18 protein-coding genes are annotated in these 19,568 nt (G+C 47.6%); 15 read left to right on the forward strand and 3 right to left on the reverse strand.

What is annotated here, in order from left to right:
* Positions 1 to 122: 122 nt before the first annotated feature.
* On the forward strand, positions 123 to 1,439 hold the full coding sequence (locus L6H70_RS03760; RefSeq protein WP_236329906.1) for a DHA2 family efflux MFS transporter permease subunit: 1,317 nt from the start codon (positions 123 to 125) through the stop codon (positions 1,437 to 1,439).
* A gap of 9 nt (positions 1,440 to 1,448) precedes the next feature.
* A complete protein-coding gene (locus L6H70_RS03765; protein WP_236329908.1) occupies positions 1,449 to 1,808 on the forward strand; it encodes an MmcQ/YjbR family DNA-binding protein in 360 nt (119 codons plus the stop codon).
* 69 nt (positions 1,809 to 1,877) lie between these two features.
* On the opposite strand, the gene L6H70_RS03770 is transcribed toward L6H70_RS03765, so the two are convergent.
* Positions 1,878 to 2,687: a hypothetical protein gene (locus L6H70_RS03770; protein WP_236329910.1), complete on the reverse strand. Its 810-nt coding sequence runs from the start codon at positions 2,685 to 2,687 to the stop codon at positions 1,878 to 1,880.
* 84 nt (positions 2,688 to 2,771) lie between these two features.
* Positions 2,772 to 3,635: a MurR/RpiR family transcriptional regulator gene (locus tag L6H70_RS03775; RefSeq protein WP_236329912.1), complete on the reverse strand. Its 864-nt coding sequence runs from the start codon at positions 3,633 to 3,635 to the stop codon at positions 2,772 to 2,774.
* 215 nt (positions 3,636 to 3,850) lie between these two features.
* Between L6H70_RS03775 and L6H70_RS03780 the strand changes: the two genes are divergently transcribed.
* The 3 genes from L6H70_RS03780 (at position 3,851) to L6H70_RS03790 (ending at position 8,931) form a co-directional block, all read left to right on the forward strand.
* Positions 3,851 to 4,846, forward strand: coding sequence for a Gfo/Idh/MocA family protein (locus L6H70_RS03780; protein ID WP_236329914.1), 996 nt, complete (start codon positions 3,851 to 3,853; stop codon positions 4,844 to 4,846).
* 181 nt (positions 4,847 to 5,027) lie between these two features.
* Positions 5,028 to 7,817, forward strand: coding sequence for a glycoside hydrolase family 2 TIM barrel-domain containing protein (locus L6H70_RS03785; RefSeq protein ID WP_236333104.1), 2,790 nt, complete (start codon positions 5,028 to 5,030; stop codon positions 7,815 to 7,817).
* A gap of 223 nt (positions 7,818 to 8,040) precedes the next feature.
* Positions 8,041 to 8,931 carry a hypothetical protein gene (locus tag L6H70_RS03790; protein ID WP_236329916.1) on the forward strand — a complete coding sequence of 297 codons (891 nt, stop codon included), beginning with the start codon at positions 8,041 to 8,043 and terminating at the stop codon, positions 8,929 to 8,931.
* Positions 8,932 to 9,083: 152 nt separating this feature from the next.
* Here the strand turns inward: L6H70_RS03790 and L6H70_RS03795 are convergent, their stop codons facing one another.
* Positions 9,084 to 10,277 (reverse strand): ROK family protein, encoded by a 1,194-nt coding sequence (locus L6H70_RS03795; protein WP_236329917.1) that lies wholly within the window; start codon positions 10,275 to 10,277, stop codon positions 9,084 to 9,086.
* Between the two features lie 279 nt (positions 10,278 to 10,556).
* Between L6H70_RS03795 and L6H70_RS03800 the strand changes: the two genes are divergently transcribed.
* The 10 genes from L6H70_RS03800 (at position 10,557) to bshB2 (ending at position 19,520) form a co-directional block, all read left to right on the forward strand.
* Positions 10,557 to 12,314 carry a methyl-accepting chemotaxis protein gene (locus tag L6H70_RS03800; protein ID WP_236329919.1) on the forward strand — a complete coding sequence of 586 codons (1,758 nt, stop codon included), beginning with the start codon at positions 10,557 to 10,559 and terminating at the stop codon, positions 12,312 to 12,314.
* A 216-nt stretch (positions 12,315 to 12,530) separates the two neighbouring features.
* Positions 12,531 to 13,121, forward strand: a complete 591-nt coding sequence (locus L6H70_RS03805) for a YdeI/OmpD-associated family protein (protein ID WP_236329921.1) — start codon at positions 12,531 to 12,533, stop codon at positions 13,119 to 13,121.
* A gap of 32 nt (positions 13,122 to 13,153) precedes the next feature.
* Entirely contained in the window at positions 13,154 to 13,807 is a 654-nt protein-coding gene (locus L6H70_RS03810) for a hypothetical protein (protein WP_236329923.1), read from the forward strand.
* 78 nt (positions 13,808 to 13,885) lie between these two features.
* Positions 13,886 to 15,508, forward strand: coding sequence for a cellulase family glycosylhydrolase (locus L6H70_RS03815; protein WP_236329925.1), 1,623 nt, complete (start codon positions 13,886 to 13,888; stop codon positions 15,506 to 15,508).
* A gap of 215 nt (positions 15,509 to 15,723) precedes the next feature.
* Complete coding sequence (locus L6H70_RS03820; protein ID WP_236329927.1) at positions 15,724 to 16,494, forward strand: amino acid ABC transporter substrate-binding protein; 771 nt, start codon at positions 15,724 to 15,726, stop codon at positions 16,492 to 16,494.
* Positions 16,495 to 16,523: 29 nt separating this feature from the next.
* The gene (locus L6H70_RS03825) at positions 16,524 to 17,183 is read left to right on the forward strand and encodes an amino acid ABC transporter permease (RefSeq protein ID WP_236329929.1); all 660 of its coding nucleotides are present in this window, start codon (positions 16,524 to 16,526) and stop codon (positions 17,181 to 17,183) included.
* Between the two features lie 15 nt (positions 17,184 to 17,198).
* Positions 17,199 to 17,942: an amino acid ABC transporter ATP-binding protein gene (locus L6H70_RS03830; RefSeq protein ID WP_279306724.1), complete on the forward strand. Its 744-nt coding sequence runs from the start codon at positions 17,199 to 17,201 to the stop codon at positions 17,940 to 17,942.
* A gap of 189 nt (positions 17,943 to 18,131) precedes the next feature.
* On the forward strand, positions 18,132 to 18,440 hold the full coding sequence (locus tag L6H70_RS03835) for a hypothetical protein (protein WP_236329931.1): 309 nt from the start codon (positions 18,132 to 18,134) through the stop codon (positions 18,438 to 18,440).
* A gap of 25 nt (positions 18,441 to 18,465) precedes the next feature.
* Entirely contained in the window at positions 18,466 to 18,813 is a 348-nt protein-coding gene (locus L6H70_RS03840) for a YojF family protein (RefSeq protein WP_236329933.1), read from the forward strand.
* Positions 18,814 to 18,833: 20 nt separating this feature from the next.
* Positions 18,834 to 19,520 carry a bacillithiol biosynthesis deacetylase BshB2 gene (gene bshB2, locus L6H70_RS03845; RefSeq protein WP_236329935.1) on the forward strand — a complete coding sequence of 229 codons (687 nt, stop codon included), beginning with the start codon at positions 18,834 to 18,836 and terminating at the stop codon, positions 19,518 to 19,520.
* Positions 19,521 to 19,568 lie beyond the last annotated feature (48 nt).

Genomic DNA, 19,568 nt, shown 5'->3' on the forward strand with positions numbered 1-19,568 from the left:
ATTCTCTGCCTCCTGCAGCTCCTATATACTGCTTGGAGGGAACCAGAGGGATTTCATTGTTAAATTACAGTCTTAATATATCCTTAATATACTTTATAGAGAAAGAGTCAGGTGGATATGGAATGAAAAACAGACCTGGTGTGATTGTGTCTTCGCTGGTAATTGCGAATTTCCTCGGACAGCTCATGCAAACGATGCTGAATACAGCATTGCCAAGAATAATGGAGGATCTGGGCATTCAAGAGAATCGAGCACAATGGCTGATTACGATTTATTATCTTGTTGCAGGGATAACTGTACCTGTGGCGGGATTTTTGGTGGGAAGATTTACAACGCGGGCTTTATTCTTCACATCAGTAGGTGCATTTGCAGTAGGTACACTGGTTACAGGTTTTTCCGTTAATTTTGCATTCATTCTTACAGGCCGCATTATTCAAGCAGCCGGTGCAGGGCTGCTGATGCCGCTATTCCAGACTACGATCCTAAGGGTCTTCCCCAAAGATAAAATAGGTTCAGCCATGGGACTGGTAGGGCTGGTGATGGGGTTAGCACCGGCACTTGGCCCGACACTGTCAGGATTCGTTGTACAGGAGCATTCCTGGCGCCTTCTCTTTTATGGAATATTCCCGGTCATTATGGCCAATTTGCTGCTGGCTGCCTTTAGTTTGCGAAATGTGGGGGAGACGCATCAAGAAAAGCTGGATCTAAGATCAATTCTCTATTCAACCATAGGGTTTGCTGGTCTGTTATATGGAATTAATCAGGCTGCAGATCAAGGAATAATAGCCGGAGCCTATACACTCGGCGGTATTCTGTTCATAGTGGTATTTATCAAGCGCCAATTGAAGCTGAGCGTTCCCTTGCTTGATTTTAACTTATTCCGCAACCGAAAGTTTACCCTGGCCTCTATTATTGGGGTACTGATATTTATAGTGGCGTTGGGGGTTGAGCTGCTGCTACCCCTCTATGTGCAGAATATACGCGGATTAACACCAAGAGAGTCAGGGCTTATGCTGCTACCGGGTGCGCTGTTAATGGGAGTAAGCAGTGTAATCTCCGGAAGACTGTATGACCGTTATGGAATTCGTCTCGTACTACGCGGAGGATTTATCATCATTGCTGCAGGTACCCTTCTGCTGACACTCCTGGTGCCTATGCATACATCAATTCCGCTGCTGGCTGCCGTCTATACTTTGCTTATGAGCGGAGTTGGTTTCATAATGACTCCTATTACGGCCTATGCGATGGGAACTGTCTCTGTTACGATGATTGTACATGCTTCTCCGATGACGATCACTATCCGTTCATTAGCCAGTTCAATGGGAGGAGTCATGCTGATTGCTGTAATGACGGTGTCGCAGGGGATTATAGCTTCCTTTTGGATGTTGACCGCAGTAGCCGCAGCCGGATTATTCTTGGCTTTATTTTCCCAGAAATGAGGTGCTGGTATGAAAACTAGTATTATCGCATATTGCCTGAAAAAACAAGGTGCTATGAAGGAATATCCCTTCGGTCCGGAGATTTTGGTGCTAAAAGTCGGAGGGAAGATATTCGCGCTTATTTTTGAAGAAGCAGAAGACGAATTTCGCTTAAACCTGAAATGTGATCCGGTAATTGCGGAGAATTTGCGGGAACAACATGAAGCTGTACGGCCAGGGTACCACATGAATAAGAAGCATTGGAATACCGTGATGGTTGATGGTTCACTGCCACTGACAGATATCTTTGACATGATCAATCACTCTTACGATTTGGTTGTGGGCAAGCTTCCCAAAAGTGTGCGTGAGTCTTTACTAGAAATGAAGTAACAACTAACTCCGGCAGCCAGGGAAGGAGCCGTTTAAAGCCTTGGTTTCCTGATCACTCCAATTTGCTAATTATGTTTGGGTTATATCAAAATGTAATCTTCCGTCTTCTTCACTTATGTATGGTTGGCGTTCTTTTATGTGTGCATATTCTGGATATCTGCTCATTAGGTTACGAAGCATACAAATAAGCACAGGATGAATCATCTTATCGTGTTCGCTGTTCATGATAGCACTCTTAGTTGTCAACCATGGCATAAATTCACCTTTATATTTATTTATCTCTGATTCCGCAATTTCTAATGGCAGTTCAGATAGGCATAGCCAGAAATACCATTTAGCAAACCATGGGCGTTTTCTATCTCCAGCATGGCAATTATAATTATCAATTCTGCCTTTTATCCAACCTATATCATTAGGGACGACCAATGCAAGAAAACGTAATACAACAAGTGATGTATCAAAGCATTCTCCCAATCCGTCATCAGAGTTACCAAAGCATGTGGTTCTCAGCCGTATAAGAGTTTTATCTACTATTTCTTTTACAATAGGGTTATTTGGTGCAAAAAGGTAAAGTAAACGGATAATTTCAAGTTCATACATATTAGCGGAGAAAATATGAGTCTTCGGTGTTTGATTAAAAATGGTTTTGAGCTTTACTCCATCATTGTATGGTGGAATAAAGAAAACCGGATACATCTGCCGACCATGGCTGTCAATGTTATTAGGAAACTTGACACTCTGATAAAACCTTTTCGCCTGTTCTGGTTTGGTTTGTGCGGAAAAGAACTGCCAGACAATATTATCTTTTTGTGAGTCAGTTAAGCTCCCGTTTTTAATTAAGTAGTGATTTGTTTGGATCATAAGGTTATAAGCATTCATCTGTTCACCCCCAAGAAATGATTATATGCATGCGATATACCTCGGGCTGCTTTTTTGCTTAGATGCTGTGACAGCATAATGGTGCTATACATCCTCCAGCATATCAGTGATGAAGGCGTTTTTCTGTGACTTGGCAGTGAACTCCTTATTTTCATAAGATAGCTTATAGATACAGGAGTAGATCACATTAAGGGCATATTCAAAAGCAATCTGTGATGAAAAGGTTCCTATTTTGGCATGTTTAACTTCATCATCAGGTACATGGATACATAGCGTACTCAGCTGTGCCAATTCACTTTGACTGGCGGCTGTGATCGTGATGAACGGAATGTTCTCCTGTCTGAAGTGACGGGCTGCCCTTAAATAAATCGGTGATTTTCCATGATAGGTCAAAAAAATGGCACAGTCATCTTCCGTCAGATTAACGGTATGATACGCCCATTCATATAACTCCGTGGCAATCACAACATACTTATTGATTTTTATCAGCTTATTCTGGAAGCTTTTGGCCCGGATTTGGGAATCTCCTAAGGCATAGATAAAGATCCGTTTGGCTTGAACCAGCAACCCGGCTGTTTGTACCAGCAGGTCATTATCCAGATAGGCATGAGTTTTGGCAATCGTTTCCTTCATTAATTCTGCGATATCCATGGCTACTTCAAGCGGCGTCTCCTCAAGACTAAACGGATAGTTGGGATCAACATTGGAAACATTTTGGGTATCCTGCTGGAATTCGCGGGCAAGCTTAATGATGAACTCCTTAAATCCGGACAGCCCAAGCTTATGGGTTAAGCGGTTGATCGCCGAGTGGGAAGTATAGGTTGCTTTTGCAAGTTCCTGAACATTGAAGTGGAGCATCCCTTCCTTGTGCAGCAGGATATAAGCGGCGATACTTTTTTCGTTAGGTGTAAAGTTATGCATGTCCGATAATTGCATCAGTAGTTTCAACAGATTCACCTCAATAAACATTTTGTTCAGTCATAGACGGTCACGGCTGCGAAAAATTGGTTGAATGTACCGTTTTGCCTGCGAATCCTTCACGGCCGGCATTGTTCTTCTATAATAGATGAAAAAGACCTGAGGGGGAATTCACATGTTAACTATCGGCTATAATCAGTCCGTTATGGAGATCCTGGAGCGGGGAATCGAGGGGTGCAGCTAATATGAAATTGGGAATTGCAGGCGCCGGCAACATAGTAATGGATTTATTAAGCTTTGTTCATGAGATTCCGGGCATAACCTTACAAGCCATTAGTTCTAAGCCGGCCCATCGGGAAAAATTGCTGTCTCTGCAAAACCAGTTCGGAATCTCGCGGATATATGATAATTATACCGAGATGCTGTTAAATGATGAAGTCGATACTGTCTACATCGGGCTGCCGAATCATCTTCATTATTCTTATACGAAGGAAGCTTTAATACGCGGCAAGCATGTCATTTGTGAAAAACCGTTCACCTCCAATTTGCGGGAATTCATGGAGCTTAAACAGCTGGCGCTTCAAAGCGGACTCGTATTAATAGAAGCGATTACGAATCAATATCTGAACAATTACTTATTAATGAAGGAATATCTCTCTAAGCTCGGGCCAGTCAGAATCGTGGAATGCAACTATTCACAGTATTCGTCCAGATACGATGCTTTCCGGGCTGGTCAAGTACTGCCTGCCTTCAATCCGGAAATGTCCGGAGGTACGCTGATGGATATCAATATTTATAACATTCATATGGTTGTCGGATTCTTTGGCAGCCCCGTGAAGGTGGAGTATCTGGCAAATATGGAGCGCGGAATAGATACCTCGGGCATCCTTTTGCTCGATTATGGAGATTTCAAATGTGTTTGTATTGGTGCCAAAGACAGTACGGCTCCGAATGCGATGAACATTCAGGGGGTTCATGGATATTTGCGCATGCACGGCTCAGCGAATATCATCGATAGTTTTGATTATGTTGCCAATAAGGAGAAGCCCGTCCAAGTGGATCATAAACATCATCCCCACCGGATGTATGATGAATTTATTGCTTTTGAACAGATCATCCGTGAGAAGGACATGGACTGGGTATTGCGGATGCTTGAACATAGTGAGCGTGTTATGCGTGTAATAGAGCAGGCCAAGCAATCCGCCGGCCTTGTATTTGGTCCGGATAAGCCAGGATATTGAGATTAATCTGTTGTTGAACCATTGTCACAAGCCGTGCGGATAACCGCATGGCTTGTGTTGTTATTTATGTTATCGTTGTTATTGTATTAATTGATAACGGATACATGAGAGGATATAATGATAAACGAAGCTATGATGGGTTTAGAGAGATTACTAATTGGGAGTGATATATTTGCAGACAATGATCAATCTTGAAGGCGAGTGGAAGTTACAGTTGGATGAAGGGAAACAGGGGCTGGTTCTGCCATTTTCAGATCATATCATTTTGCCGGGTACAACATCGCATGCCCGCAAGGGACCGAAGAATGAAGAGGTTGTAATCAGCGCATTGACAGATGAATATCTGTTCGAAGGATCGGCGTGGTATTCGAAGGATATCGTGATTCCCGAAGAGCTTGCCGGGAAGAGATGCCTGCTGTATCTGGAACGGACTCGCCTGACGACACTGTGGCTGAACGGCCAGGAAATTGGCAGCCGCAACAGCCTGAATACTGCTCATGTTTATGAATTAACCGGCCTGCTGAAGGCTGGCACCCAGACAATAACAATCCGGGTCGATAATACCGGTTATCCGACTAAGGGCGGACATTTAACCTCACCGGACACCCAAACCAACTGGAACGGGATCACCGGCCGCATGGAGCTCCAGTTTTACGGTAAATCCTATTTAAGCGGAATCCGCCTCGACACGGATGTATCTTCACGCTCGGTCCGGATTTCAGCCACATTGGAAGGCACAACGGGCACCACCTTGGCAGTATCGGCTTTAAGCTTCAACAGCGAGCTGGAACATTCGGCTGCAGTTAAGGAATATGCTCTCACACCGGGAGAGTTCAGCATCGAATACAACTTGGGTCCGGATGCGCTGCTATGGAGTGAAACCGCACCCAATCTTTATAACCTTACGCTTTCCCTGACACAAGGGGAAGGAGAGCCAACCGACCAAGCCGTACTGGTCCTGGGATTACGTGAATTCAAGGCAGAAGGCGATAAGTTTACGATTAATGGACAGAAGACCTTTCTGCGCGGCAAGCATGACGGGCTGATCTTTCCTTTGACCGGTTACGCGCCTACTGACGTTGAGGAATGGGTGAGGATTCTTGGAATTTCCAAATCCTACGGCATCAACCATTACCGTTTCCACACCTGCTGTCCGCCGGAAGCAGCCTTTACCGCAGCGGACCTGCTCGGTATCTACATGGAGCCGGAGCTTCCTTTCTGGGGAACGATCACAGAGCCAACTGATGAAGGCCATAATCAGGCTGAGCAGGACTATCTGGTTAGCGAGGGATACGAGATTCTGAAGGCGTTCGGCAACCATCCATCCTTCGTAATGATGTCGCTCGGCAACGAGCTGTGGGGGAGCAGAACCAAGATCGATTCCATCCTAAAGGAATATAAGGCATTTGACAGCCGCCCCTTGTATACCCAGGGCTCCAATAACCACCAATGGGTACCGGAAATTCTGGAGCATGAGGATTTCTTCTGCGGCGTGCGCTTCTCCAAAGAGCGGTTATTCCGGGGCTCATATGCCATGTGCGATGCACCGCTGGGTCATGTTCAGACCGGCCTGCCGGGTACGATGAAGGATTACGACGACCAGTTCGTCCCTGCGGCCGGAGCATCTTCGGAAGCGGAAGGTGGAGGAACCATCCAGATTCAATACGGTACGGAAGCGAAAACCGTCCAGGCGGATGATGCATCCGGGGAATGGATTCCGCATATTCCGGTAATCTCGCATGAGATTGGACAGTACGCAACCTATCCCAATTATGATGAGATCGCAAAATACAGTGGCTCGCTCAAGGCGAAGAATTTCGAAGTCTTCCGTCAACGGCTGGAAGAAAACGGCCTGGGCCATCTCGCGGCTAAATACTTCACTGCCTCGGGGCAGCTTGCGGTTGCCTGTTACAAAGAAGAGCTGGAAGCAGCCTTCCGCACCAAGAAGCTTGCCGGCTTCCAGCTGCTGGATCTGCAGGATTTCAGCGGACAGGGCACAGCCTTAGTCGGCATCCTTGATGCCTTCATGGATTCCAAGGGAATGATCACTCCTGAAGAATGGCGTACCTTCTGCAGCGACGCTGTTCTGCTCGCAAGATTTCCGAAATATAACTATGACTCTGGTGAACGCTTTAGCGCGGACATCGAACTGAGCTGGTTCCGGAGCGGATCACCGAGCACCCTTATGCTAGACTGGGAACTGACGGATGGCGATGAAATACTGGCTAAAGGTACACACGAAACAGAAGTTCCGGCGGAGGCGAATTATATCGATATCTGCCGGCTGACAATCGATCTTCCAGCCGTAACGGCCATGACCTCAGCGATACTTAATCTCCGAATTGCGGGAACCGATATCCGCAAAAGCTACGATCTGTGGATCTATCCGGAACAGAGCGGTACCGGGCTTGACGGGATCCGTATATTCCATGTGCTTGGTGATGAAGTGCTGGCGCTGCTGGAACAAGGTGAAAATGTGCTGCTGATGCCGAAGCCGGAGTCACTGAATAATGCTATCGAAGGCTACTATTGTACGGATTTCTGGTGCTATCCGATGTTCCGTTCGATTTCTGAAAGCATGAACAGGCCGATTCCTGTCGGTACCATGGGTCTGCTGATCGACAACAGCCATCCTGTGTTCCGTGACTTCCCGTGCGAGGAGCATTCCACTTATCCTTGGTGGAATATTATTGAGAACTCAAAGTCGTTTATCATGGACGGAACGGATTCAGCATGGAGTCCTATGGTGCAGACGATTGACAACTTTGAACGCAATCATAAGCTGGGCTTCCTGTTTGAGTGCCGGGTTGGAGCCGGTAATCTGCTGGTTTGCGCTCTGGACGCTGACAAGGCAGGGGCAACGCCGGAAGGCAGACAGTTCCTGTCCAGTCTGGCCGGTTACATGACCTCCGAGGAATTTAAGCCGCAATACACAGCAACCAAGGAAGAGCTTCAGCGGATTATTCAATAAACCAAGCCAAGTAGGTAATCATAAGTTCAATCCATATCGTTAAATAAGCCAAGCAGCCATTAAATGAATGGCCAGCTTGGCCTGTTTGTTTTTAGCTGGTTACTGAAGGCATTATCTCTGCTTATACGCAACGGATGCACCTGCGGAAGTATATTCCAGTCAACTTTACACAAAAATATTGGTAAGGTAGAGAGTAGTAACTGATAAGAGGTGACAAATAAATATGATGAAGAAACACTGTTTGTTCTGTGACGAGATTGTTCCCATTGAACAGGAAGGCGATTACGATAGCTATATCGGCTGTTCCTGTTCACCGAATGGGCAATATCATCTGCGGCGGGACAGCTACGAGTCCATTAATGCGCTCCCGCATCCTAAGAAACGAGACCTGCTGCATATCATATCTGCTTATATCCGGGAGAAGACAGACTGTGATGATAAAGTCTATCTTAAGGCAGATGATCTGGAATCCATCGCCAATTCCCCGAATATACCTGTAACCATTGAAGATAAAGGTAACCGCCTGCTGCAATATTTGTACAGGCATTCTGAAGGCCCTGGGGAACCGGTTGCCATTCACCCGCTCTCCAATAATTATAACCTGACCTATTCTCCCAACCTGCAAGAACTGGTATATATCATAGACAAGCTTGGAAACGAGCAATTCCTCATTCGGGAAGGCATGAACTTTAAGCTGACGGAAAAAGGGTGGAATGAAGCAGCAGCCAGCACCGGAGGGAAGAAGTTAAAAGCCTGTTCCATTCTCATCCATGGCGGTAAGGAATTACGCGCAGAATGGCAGGAAAAGCTGCTGCCCAAAATTGGGCAGTTCGGTTATCAGCCAACTTTGCTGACGCACACCCAGTTACCAGAGAATGAACAATATGATCTGGGGCTAATTGCTGACAGTAAACTGATTATTGCAGATGTCACCGGTCAGGCGCCCGGGGTATATTTCGCGGCAGGCTATGCGCTGGGTATGGGTATCCCTGTAATTTGGACCGTGAATAGCAGTGATGCTGACAAGCTTACTGTACAGTTACAGGATATCCGTCCAATAGTGTGGGATACCGCTGAAGAACTGGCTGTACTGATTCAGCAAAAGCTAAGTTAACAGAGGAGTATCCGTAGGCTATTCTATCTGTATCGTCTCCGGCCTGTGACAGGAGTTGTTGCTGTTACAGGCTATTTATATAAAAAGAGCAGAGATCTTCCCGGAATAGGGATCATCTCTGCTCTTTTGTCATGACTGTTACTCCGGGATAGCTATTCATTTCCTTCCCATTCATGCAGCACCATGATGGCTGCGCCAGTAGCTACGGCCTCATCCGTAAGCATTCCATGTGAGAAGACCGGGCTGTATTCAGGGTAATGATAGATGTTTGTCTTCGCAGTCTCCAGTGCAATATTGAACATCAGGGGATCAGCGCTCACGAGCGGGCCGCCCAGAATTACATATTCAGGATGGAATGTATTGATCAGATTGGCTAGTCCAATCCCAAGATAGCTGGCCGTTTCAGCAAATTGCTCTTTAACGAGAAGATCTCCCTGTGAAAGGGCATCAATCAGAGTTGCAAAATTGACACGGTCAGATGAAAAGGAGGACAGTAGGCTGCTGCGCCCGGTCTTAAGCTGGGCACGAACACGCTCCACCAGGGATGGCACGGACACAAAAGCTTCCAGCGCACCTTTATTCCCTTGGCCCCGGAGCCTTGGCCCGTCCTTTTGGATGATCATCTGGCCGACCGCCCCTTCCGTATCCACCGCACCCCGGATAAGCTTACCGCCAGACATCATAGCAGAACGGATATTGATCCCTGCATGGACATAAAGAGCATGCTCAATATCATCATTTCGGAGCGCCCAATGTTCACCGATGAGTGCAGTATTTGCACCGTTATCAAGTTTGGCCGGAATGCCCAGCCTTGCCGTAAGCATGTCGCAGATCGGAACGTTCTTCCAGTGAGGTGAGGGGAAAAACTCCGGTTCAAGAATGATCCCTTGCTTGCGGTCCAGAGGACCAACCGCACCTATCCCTATACCGAGGACTTGATCGGCGGAGATTCCTTCCTTCGCAAGAAAGTCAGCGGCAGCACCTTCAACATAATCAGCCAGATGCTCAGGTGTCATCTGTGCGTCCATTTCCCAGCGGATCACAGATAATGTATTAAGATGCAGATCATAGAGGCCAAGCTTTGAATAAATGCGTGATATTTCTAGTCCCAGCAGGTAGCGGTATTTCGGGCGCGTCTGGAATAACACTGGTTTCCTTCCCCCGGTAGAGCTGCCGAGTCCGGAAGCAATAATCAGGCCTTGAGAAGTCATCTCTTCAAGTAAGCGTGTCATGCTGCTGCTGGCCAATGCAAAATGTTGCAGCAGATCAGCTTTGGAAACAGTCCCGAGATAGGAAATCCGGTCATATACCTGTTTTTTTATCGAAGGAGTGGAATGAGTAATCATATGTATTTTCTCCATTTCCAAGTTAAAGAGTCGGGTTATTTTAAGTATACCGGGACACTCCCGTTATTTCCAGTTTAATATCATATGGATCTTCAGGACGGGATGAACAATCAAACAGGTCCCTGCAATAGTCTCTAGCCTGAAAATTTTGACAAATGAATAAAGGAATTTGCGATAAATTGTCGAATTTTTCCGGGAGAGGGACATTAGTCATTGATTTATGGACACAACTCCCTACTTCAACAAACGCAATTGCCGTGCGCGAAAGGGAAGGCTTCTATGATTGCTTTTATCCGTAAAAGACTTATTGCCCGTATTCTCTGTGTGATGACAGCAGTCATTCTGTGCATCGCAGCCGGAAACATCGCCATTCAATGGGTGAATACCGGTGCTGCAGTCAAAGGAACCATCAGCAGCTACAACATGAACATTGCCAGTCATTATGTCTCTCAGATCGATGTCGGTCGCTACAGCGAATTTCTGGCTGATCCGCAGGAGACTGACCTGTACTGGTCACTCCGGAAGGAACTGGACCAGTTCCGTGAATCTATCGGTGCCCGTTTTGTATACTTTGTCCGGATTGATGAAGCAGGTCAGCCGCTGCTGATGATCGACGGCAGACCGCAAGGAGATCCTTTAGCCTCACCGATCAATGAGAGTACGGATATGCCCGCTGATGCAGTTAAGGCCGTATTGGCAGGTGAGAATGCCAGCTCCCCGCTGATCAAGAATCCTGAATACGGGGATTACATCTCGGCATTTGTCCCGATGAAGGATGCACAAGGCACGATGGTCGGGGTATTGGGAATTGATACAGATGTCGCTGTCCTCAGTACCTTAACCCGGGAAGTGCTGCTCCAAAGCCTTCCGCTCTACGGGATAATTCTTACTGTCTCTATAGCTGCACTGGCAATCATGGGCTGGTTTGTCACACGGTCCCTGCGACCGTTGCGGACCATTACAGAAAGTGCAGGAGCTATGGCTGAAGGTGATCTGGCACAGGCTGCCCGGATTCTGAATGCCTCCCCGGTCAAGTCCCGGGATGAAATCGGAACGGCTTACCAGGCCATGATCACCATGTCGGGTGACTTGAATGCAAGAGTGAAGGGCATGGTGTCCCATGTGTCCACGGCTTCGGATTATCTTTATAGTACCTCAGAGACATTCACCAGGAATGCCGAAGATGTGCTGCAAATAAGCGAGACAGTCAATGGCAAAATTGCAGATATCTACGCCGGTGCGAGAACGCAGACGGAAGGAGCTCAGAGTAGCGCCATAGCTATGGAAGAGATGGCACAGGGCATTTCACGGATTTCGGCCTCCTCCGCTTTTGTCTCGGAATCCTCGGTTAATGCACTGGATTTAGTGAACACCTCACAAGCAGCCATGACTGAAATGAACAGGCAGATGAAATCCATCGCCGAATCTACAGGTCAGACCCTGGATATTGCCGTGCTGCTGCAAGGTTATGCGGCTGAAATCGAAGGGGCTCTGGCTGCGATCAGGCAATTTGCAGATCAGACCAAGCTTCTGGCATTGAATGCATCCATTGAAGCTGCACGGGCGGGTGAACACGGACGGGGATTTACTGTTGTTGCCGGTGAGGTGCGCAAGCTGGCGGAAGGTTCGGCTGCTTCGGTGGAGCGCGTCGCGGATCTGCTTATACATATAGGCACAGCCTCGTCAAATATCGGGTCGCAGATGTCAGACGCCTCCAGGGAAGTGGCAGAAGGTGTGCGGATGTCCTCTGCGGCGGAGGATGCTCTGCTTCATGTCTCTAATGCTTTCCGTGAGGTGGCTGAACAGATCATGGAAGTATCCGCAACAGCAGAACAGCTGTCAGCAGGGTCGGAAGAAGTAGCGGCAACGGTGGGCAGCATGGCTAATATTGCCGGAGAAGTATCGGAACAGACGCACCAGATCCGTGAATTGACCGATCTTCAACTGGAGAAAGTCAAAGAGGTCTATGAGGCTTCAATGGTCATCAGTGCGAATACGGGCGATATGCGGGAAGCCATTCGGCAGGTGAAAGTATAGTCGACCGGCTTCGCCGGAAATTCAGACAACAATCTTATCAAACGGCTGCAGACCCTTTAATAGGGACGTGCAGCCGTTTTTGCTTATCTCAAGGATAGGGTTCAAGTAGACATTTGTCAGCTTTTGTGATAAAAATGCAGTACAATCGAACCGTCGTACGTACGCTGCAGCATTTGCATGCATACTATTATGATGAAAAAAGAAGGGTGCTCCTGAATGACAAAAGGTATCAAGAATCCTAAAGTTGAGTTTTTTTTCAGCAAAGCTGATAAGTGGAGTGAAGAATTTGCGAAGTTGAGAATGATTATGCTTGATTGTCAGCTGACCGAAGAACTGAAGTGGGGTGTACCTTGCTATACGTTTCAGAATGGAAACATTCTGTTAATTCATGGATTCAAGGAATATTGCGCGGTTCTATTTGTAAAAGGGGCTTTGCTGCGCGATGTCCACGGGATTCTAACTCAGCAAACGAAGAATGTACAGGCATCTCGTCAGATCCGGTTCACGAGAGTTCAAGAAATAACGGAGCTGGAGCCCCTGTTGAAAGACTATATATATGAAGCGATAGAAGTAGAAACAGCCGGTCTGAAAGTGGAGTTTAAGAGTACAGAATCAGACATCCCGGAAGAACTTCAGACTAAGTTTACTGAACTTCCTGGTTTGCAGGCTGCTTTTGAAGCATTAACACCCGGCCGGCAACGGGCATATATTCTTTATTTTACTGCTCCTAAGCAATCCAAAACGCGGGCAGCACGAGTCGAAAAATATTCACCGCATATTCTGGACGGCAAAGGTTTAAACGATTAAATCATCTTGGGGGGATTCAGTTGGTTTCTCGCATGATTTACCGGGGAATTTGGAACGAAGGGCAGCAGGCCGAAGGTCTGAGAACCTTAAAAGAAGAGACCGGAGTTAGGCGGCTAGTTCAGGAAGGTGTCCTGATGACGGCTGCAGCATTTTCCTGGAAGGATAATGTCTTTCTTTATTATGAATGCGTAGGTGAACAGATCGCACCTGAGACGTTAACCGGAGCTGCTAAAGAGTATCTCAGCGACTGGAAAGGGGAGAGCGACTCCCGCAAATGGATACCGATGGTGGATGTTTTCCACTTCAATGAACCGGCTGGCTATGAGCATTGGCTGCGTAAGTCACCGGTGGAGCGGCGTGTCGGCAGGGTTGCCCATTTAAAGCGGGAGATGATGGCAAGCTACATCTATTATCATTACCAGCTGCAGGAGGAACGGGCTTTCTCAGGAAATAAGTATGAAATGATTGCTATGCACGAAAATTTGCTGTTTGGATATCAGGAGTTCCCTCTCGTTATGGAAGACCCTGTCATTCCTGGACGGCTCAGTACAAACGGAACCCCTGTACCCTGGGAGGATTCACGAATGGATCTCCATTTTCAGCCCTGGGAGGACGACGGGTACTTGTACTTTAAGCCGGTCGAGATCATTTACGCCTATTACACAGGCAGCATGGATGAAACCTGACAGCACCACTTAGAGACTATTTAAACTGTACATAATTGTAAACGCTTCAATTACAGCTGCGAAAGGGAGTCTGCACAGATGAAGGACAAATTGAGCCAGTCGAGAGTCAACGGTTTTTTGCGGGCAGTGGACAGATCCATTGTGAACGGAGAGGGCGAAGAAATTATTTTGTCCGGTTGGGGACTCGGCAACTGGCTGCTTCCGGAAGGATACATGTGGATGACAGACGGGAACAGCAGATTTGACAGACCCCAGAGAATCGAGGCTGTGATCCGCGAATTAACCGGTACGAAATATTCCGAGCAATTTTGGAGCGCATTCAGAAATAACTATATCACCAGAGAAGATATCAGGATGATGGCTGAGCAGGGATATAACTCGGTCCGGATTCCGTTCAACTGGCGAATTTTAATGGAGAATGAGCCTGGAATTACTTGGAAGGAAGAGGGTTTTCAACTCATTGACCGCTGCTTGGACTGGTGTGAAGAATTTAAGCTCTATGCCTTTTTGGACTTGCATGGTGCGCCGGGCGGGCAGACAGGTCAGAACATCGATGACTCTATTGATGATGTGCCGAGGCTGTTTATAGATGAAGACAGCTGGAATAAGGGGATCGCACTGTGGAAGCAGCTTGCAGACCGGTACAAGGACCGCTGGATTGTCGGCGGATACGACCTGCTCAACGAACCGATCAAAACACCTGCACCAGGGAAAGACTTTGACTATTTAGTCCCTAAGCTTGTGCAGTTTTATGAAGAAGCCATTGCAGCGATCCGGACCGTGGATACGAAGCATATGTTGTCGATTGAAGGGCATCACTGGGCTACAGACACCAGCATTTTCTTCAAAAAATATGACGACAACATGGTTGTGCATTTTCACAGATATGCCTGCTACCCGGAGATCAGCTCCCTTTATGAATTCCTGGAAGTATCCGAAAGGCTGAATGCACCCCTGTGGTTAGGGGAAACGGGTGAGAATCTCAATGAATGGTACACAGCGCTCTATCCGCTCGCCGCAGAATTGAATATCGGTTATAATCTTTGGCCGTGGAAAAAAATGGACAATACCAATTCGCCTTATTCGGTTAACTTGCCTGAGGACTGGGACCAAATCATGGCTTATACCAGAGGGGGAGTCCACCCTGGTTACGAACAGGCCAGCCGCATCTTCGATCAATATCTGGAGAACATGAAGATCGAAAACTGCAGGTATAATGCTGAAGTTACAAGTGCTGTGTTTCGAATTCCGGGATGTACCGTCCGGGCGACAGACTTCGATGAGCTTCCGGGGAAAGGCGTGGCCTATAGCGGATTGCGTACGGAAGGAAATCATTATAATTACCGGTCCCGGACAGGGATGCGTATTGTTGAGGACAGCAAATTAGAAGATCTCCAGAAACGTTTCTTCTTCGATATTTTGTGGGACCGGTTTGTCCTTGAGCTGCAAGGCGGTGAATTCGCTGTATATACGATAAATGATACGACAGAGGACAGCAGTCTTTCATTTGTATATAGTGCTGATCAGCCCGTCTCTGTAACGGTTCTCCAGTATGAGCGGGCGTTAGTTACACTGAACTTGCAAGCCAGTGGTGACAAACAAACTATCGCTCCGGTTTCCTTGTCAGGCGCCAGTACATCGAAGATCAAAATTAAGGTCAATGCTGGCCGTATGCTTGTAGAAAAAATTATTTTCCGGTAAGGTTCCGGTTAGAATGGTCTCCCGATAATGAGCAAAGCTAAGTGGTGTCTTACAGCTGCTTAGCTTTTTTTGTTAATCTACTTTCTATTGACACAAAAGTGTCTTTCTTCTCTATCGACGAAACTAACACGATATGTTATTATGATAAACTGATAACGTGTTACCGAACTAAAGCGCGAGACATCATTTGTAATTTTACTAGGGGGATTAGAGAGATGAAGAGACGGGGATTATGGGTACTACTCGCGGCAGCGGCAATTTCAGTGGTCGCAGGCTGCTCCAATTCAGGGGGTAATGACGGCAAGCTGGTGATCGGTATAGATGATAAGTTTGCTCCAATGGGCTTCCGGGATGACAACAATGAAATTGTCGGTTTCGATATTGATTATGCGAAAGCGGCTGCGGAGAAGATGGGTAAAGAGGTAACCTTCCAGCCGATTGACTGGTCAGCCAAGGAATCCGAACTGAACAGCGGACGTATTGATATGATTTGGAACGGATATACAATCACTGATGAACGCAAAGAGAAGGTTCTATTCACCAAGCCGTATCTGGAGAACAGCCAGGTAGTAGTCGTGCTTGCGGATTCAGAGCTTGCGAAGCTGGATGATCTGGCCGGAAAAGAAATCGGACTGCAAAGTCTTTCGTCGGCTGCAGATGCGCTGGAAGCCAGCCCACTCAAAGCCAAGCTTGCCGGTGTATCCGAATTCCCGGACAATGTGCTTGCGCTGACAGACCTGAAATCCAAACGCCTGGACGGCGTCGTGATTGACGAAGTGGTGGCGAAGTATTACATGTCCAAAGAGCAGGATACGTACAAACTGCTGGATGAATCCCTGGCCCCTGAGCAATACGGCATCGGAATTAAAAAAGGCAATGAGGCATTACTGACGGAGCTGCAGAAAGCACTTGATGAACTAAGCAGTGACGGAACGGCGGCTGAAATTTCCACAAAGTGGTTTGGCGAGAACAAAGTACTGAACTAGATTGTTACCCTTAGGAGTCGGTTGAAGAAATGAATATCGATTATATTATCAAGATAGCCGGGCCGATGCTGGAGGGTGCGCGGACAACGGCCTTGCTATTCCTGATTGTCATTGTATTATCTATCCCGCTTGGGATGCTGGTAACGCTGCTGGCCAAAAGCCGGGTTAAGCCGCTGGCCTGGATTGCGCATACCTATGTTTACGTCATGCGCGGAACGCCGCTTTTGCTGCAGCTGCTGTTCTTCTGTTTCGGCTTGCCGCAGATTCCGGTGATCGGACAGTATCTGGTTATGGACCGCTTCGCTGCAGCCTGTCTCGGCTTTATCCTCAATTATGGTGCTTATTTTGCTGAAATTTTCCGCGGCGGGCTGCTTTCGATTGATAAAGGGCAGCATGAAGCGGCTAAGGTGCTAGGACTCAGCAAATGGCAGACTCTCCGTAAGGTCATTCTTGCCCAGATGTTCCGGGTCGCGCTGCCTGCCGTAGCCAATGAATCCATTACACTGGTCAAAGATACTGCATTACTCTATGCTGTAGCCGTACCGGAGCTGCTGAATTATGCCAAGACTGCGGTGAACCGTGACTTTACGGTAACCCCGTTTGTTGTTGCCGGCGTGATCTATTTGCTGATGACCCTGGTGCTTACCTTGTTCTTCAAAGCACTGGAAAAACGTTTCAAATTTGAGTAGAAGGACTGTCCAACTATGAGTAGTATGATTGATGTCAAACAATTACAGAAATCGTTCGGCAGCCTTGATGTGCTGAAGCAGATTACCTTTGAGGTGAACCCAGGTGAAGTCGTAGCGGTGATCGGGCCTTCCGGCTCTGGTAAGAGCACCATGCTGCGCAGTCTGGTGCATCTGGAGGAAGTGACCGGCGGCAGCATCTTCATTCACGGCAAGCCGCTGGTAGAGAACGGTAAATATGCCGGGCATACGGCGATCAGAGAGATTACCGCAAGCATGGGGATGGTGTTTCAGCATTTCAATCTGTTCCCTCACCTTACTGTGCGTGGCAATCTCGAGCTTGCTCCAAGAACGCTCAAACGGGAGAACCCGCAGGCTATTACAGCCAGAAGCAGCGAGCTGCTCTCCAAGGTAGGCCTTGCCGATAAGGCGGATGTATATCCGTCCATGCTGTCCGGCGGACAGAAGCAGCGGGTAGCGATCGCCAGAGCGCTCATGCTGAATCCGGACATTCTGCTCTTTGACGAGCCGACCTCGGCACTGGATCCCGAGCTGACCGGCGAGGTACTCCGTGTAATCCGCCAGCTGGCAGAGGAGAACATGACGATGATCATTGTTACCCATGAGATGAACTTTGCCCGCGATGTGGCGGACAGAGTATTCTTTATGGACAACGGGGAGATTGCCGAATCGGGCACGCCGGAGCAGATCTTTGGCAGTCCAAAGCTGGAGCGTACCCGGTTGTTTTTGAATCAGGATTAAGGAAATAGGCCATTTCGTAAGGTGCATAGCGGCTGCTATGCACCTTTTTTACATTAATAAACATGAATGGGCATGCATGGTTTTGACAGTGGACACAAGGAATGAGAAAATAACATTTCGAGGTAGTTAGCGCATTGAACGAATATTAATGATGTTTCAGAGCAGATTTCGTACATTTGGAGGTATACAATGAATCAGCGTTTTCGGATTACACGAACTATGCAGGACAATCTTCCGGAGCAAGCGATCACTTTGGAAGAATGCAAGCAGTACTTTGCTTCCCAACCTGACTTTACGTATTCACAGGTTTTTACCGTTAAAGGACCGGAGAGCATCATGACCATTGAGGGAGATTTTTTCATGTGGAGGCTTGAGGACAGCGAGATCCCTTTCCGGCTATATGGGGGAGATCTATATGTAGCTCTTTCAGCAGAAGAAATCGTTCCCAAAATGCTTGAAATTGCAACTGATCTGCGTGCAGATGTGGTTGAAGGATAGATTATCAGACAACAAGGAGGCTACTATGCAGCTGATAAACCCGCAAGACATCCAGAACCGGATCGACCAGCTTACCGGTCAGGAACTGTTCATTCATCTTGAACTCACGACAGGTGCCTATGCCAATCACTTGGACAGTACTAGACATCCGGCGTCAGCATTCATCAGTAATGCAGGCATCCGTTATACCAATGGTTCGATCTCAGGCACAGGCCCATACCGGGTCGGCTTAAAGACGGAGCAGGGCTGGGTATATGCCGAAGGACTTACCCATGTAGATGAGACTGAAACAGAACGGCTTATTTTGGCCGGGCACGACAGTCAGGGTAAGCTGGTCGTCGCCCTGCAGCTGAGCCGGGACAAGTTCGAATGAAAGCAGAGGTGCATACAACTATGAATACTAAACAAGCGGGACATCAGCGCATCTTAGTGGTGTTGCCCCATCCCGATGATGAATCATTCGTTGCCTCAGGAACGCTGGCCAAGTACATAGAAGGTGGAGCGATAGTCACTTTTGCCTGTCTGACACTTGGAGAGATGGGCCGTAACATGGGCATTCCTCCCTTCGCGAACCGGGTCACCTTACCTGCTATCCGCAAACTGGAACTTGAAGCATCCTGTAAGGCAATTGGGATTCAGGATTTAAGAATGCTTGGCTTCCATGACAAAATGATCGAGTTTGAAGACAAGGAACTGCTGGATTCACAGATTATGGCACTGGTAAAGGAGCTGAACCCGTCGCTGGTCATCACTTTCTACCCGGGATACAGTGTGCATCCGGATCATGATGCGACTGGTGCCGCGGTTATACGGACGATTGGCAAAATTCCTTCAGCAGAGCGGCCTCTAATGTACTGCAGCGCGTTCGCCAGCAACCACGAGCAGATGATAGGGAAAGCGGATGTGACCGTAGACGTAACCGCGTTTCTTGACAAAAAAATGGCGTCGATTCAGGCGCACCGTTCGCAATTCCAAGCAGCGGAGCTCGTTGGCAACCGGGAGCTGTCTGATGAAGAAATTCGTATGCGGTTCGGTACGGAGCAGTTCTGGACTTACCGGTTCGATGAATCTCACGAATAGGGAACATAATCAAACAAGGGAGTGGTGGACCTCTCCCTTGTTTTTTTT

This window comes from Paenibacillus auburnensis, assembly GCF_927798115.1.
In the GTDB taxonomy this organism is placed as follows: Bacteria; Bacillota; Bacilli; order Paenibacillales; family Paenibacillaceae; genus Paenibacillus_AQ; species Paenibacillus_AQ auburnensis.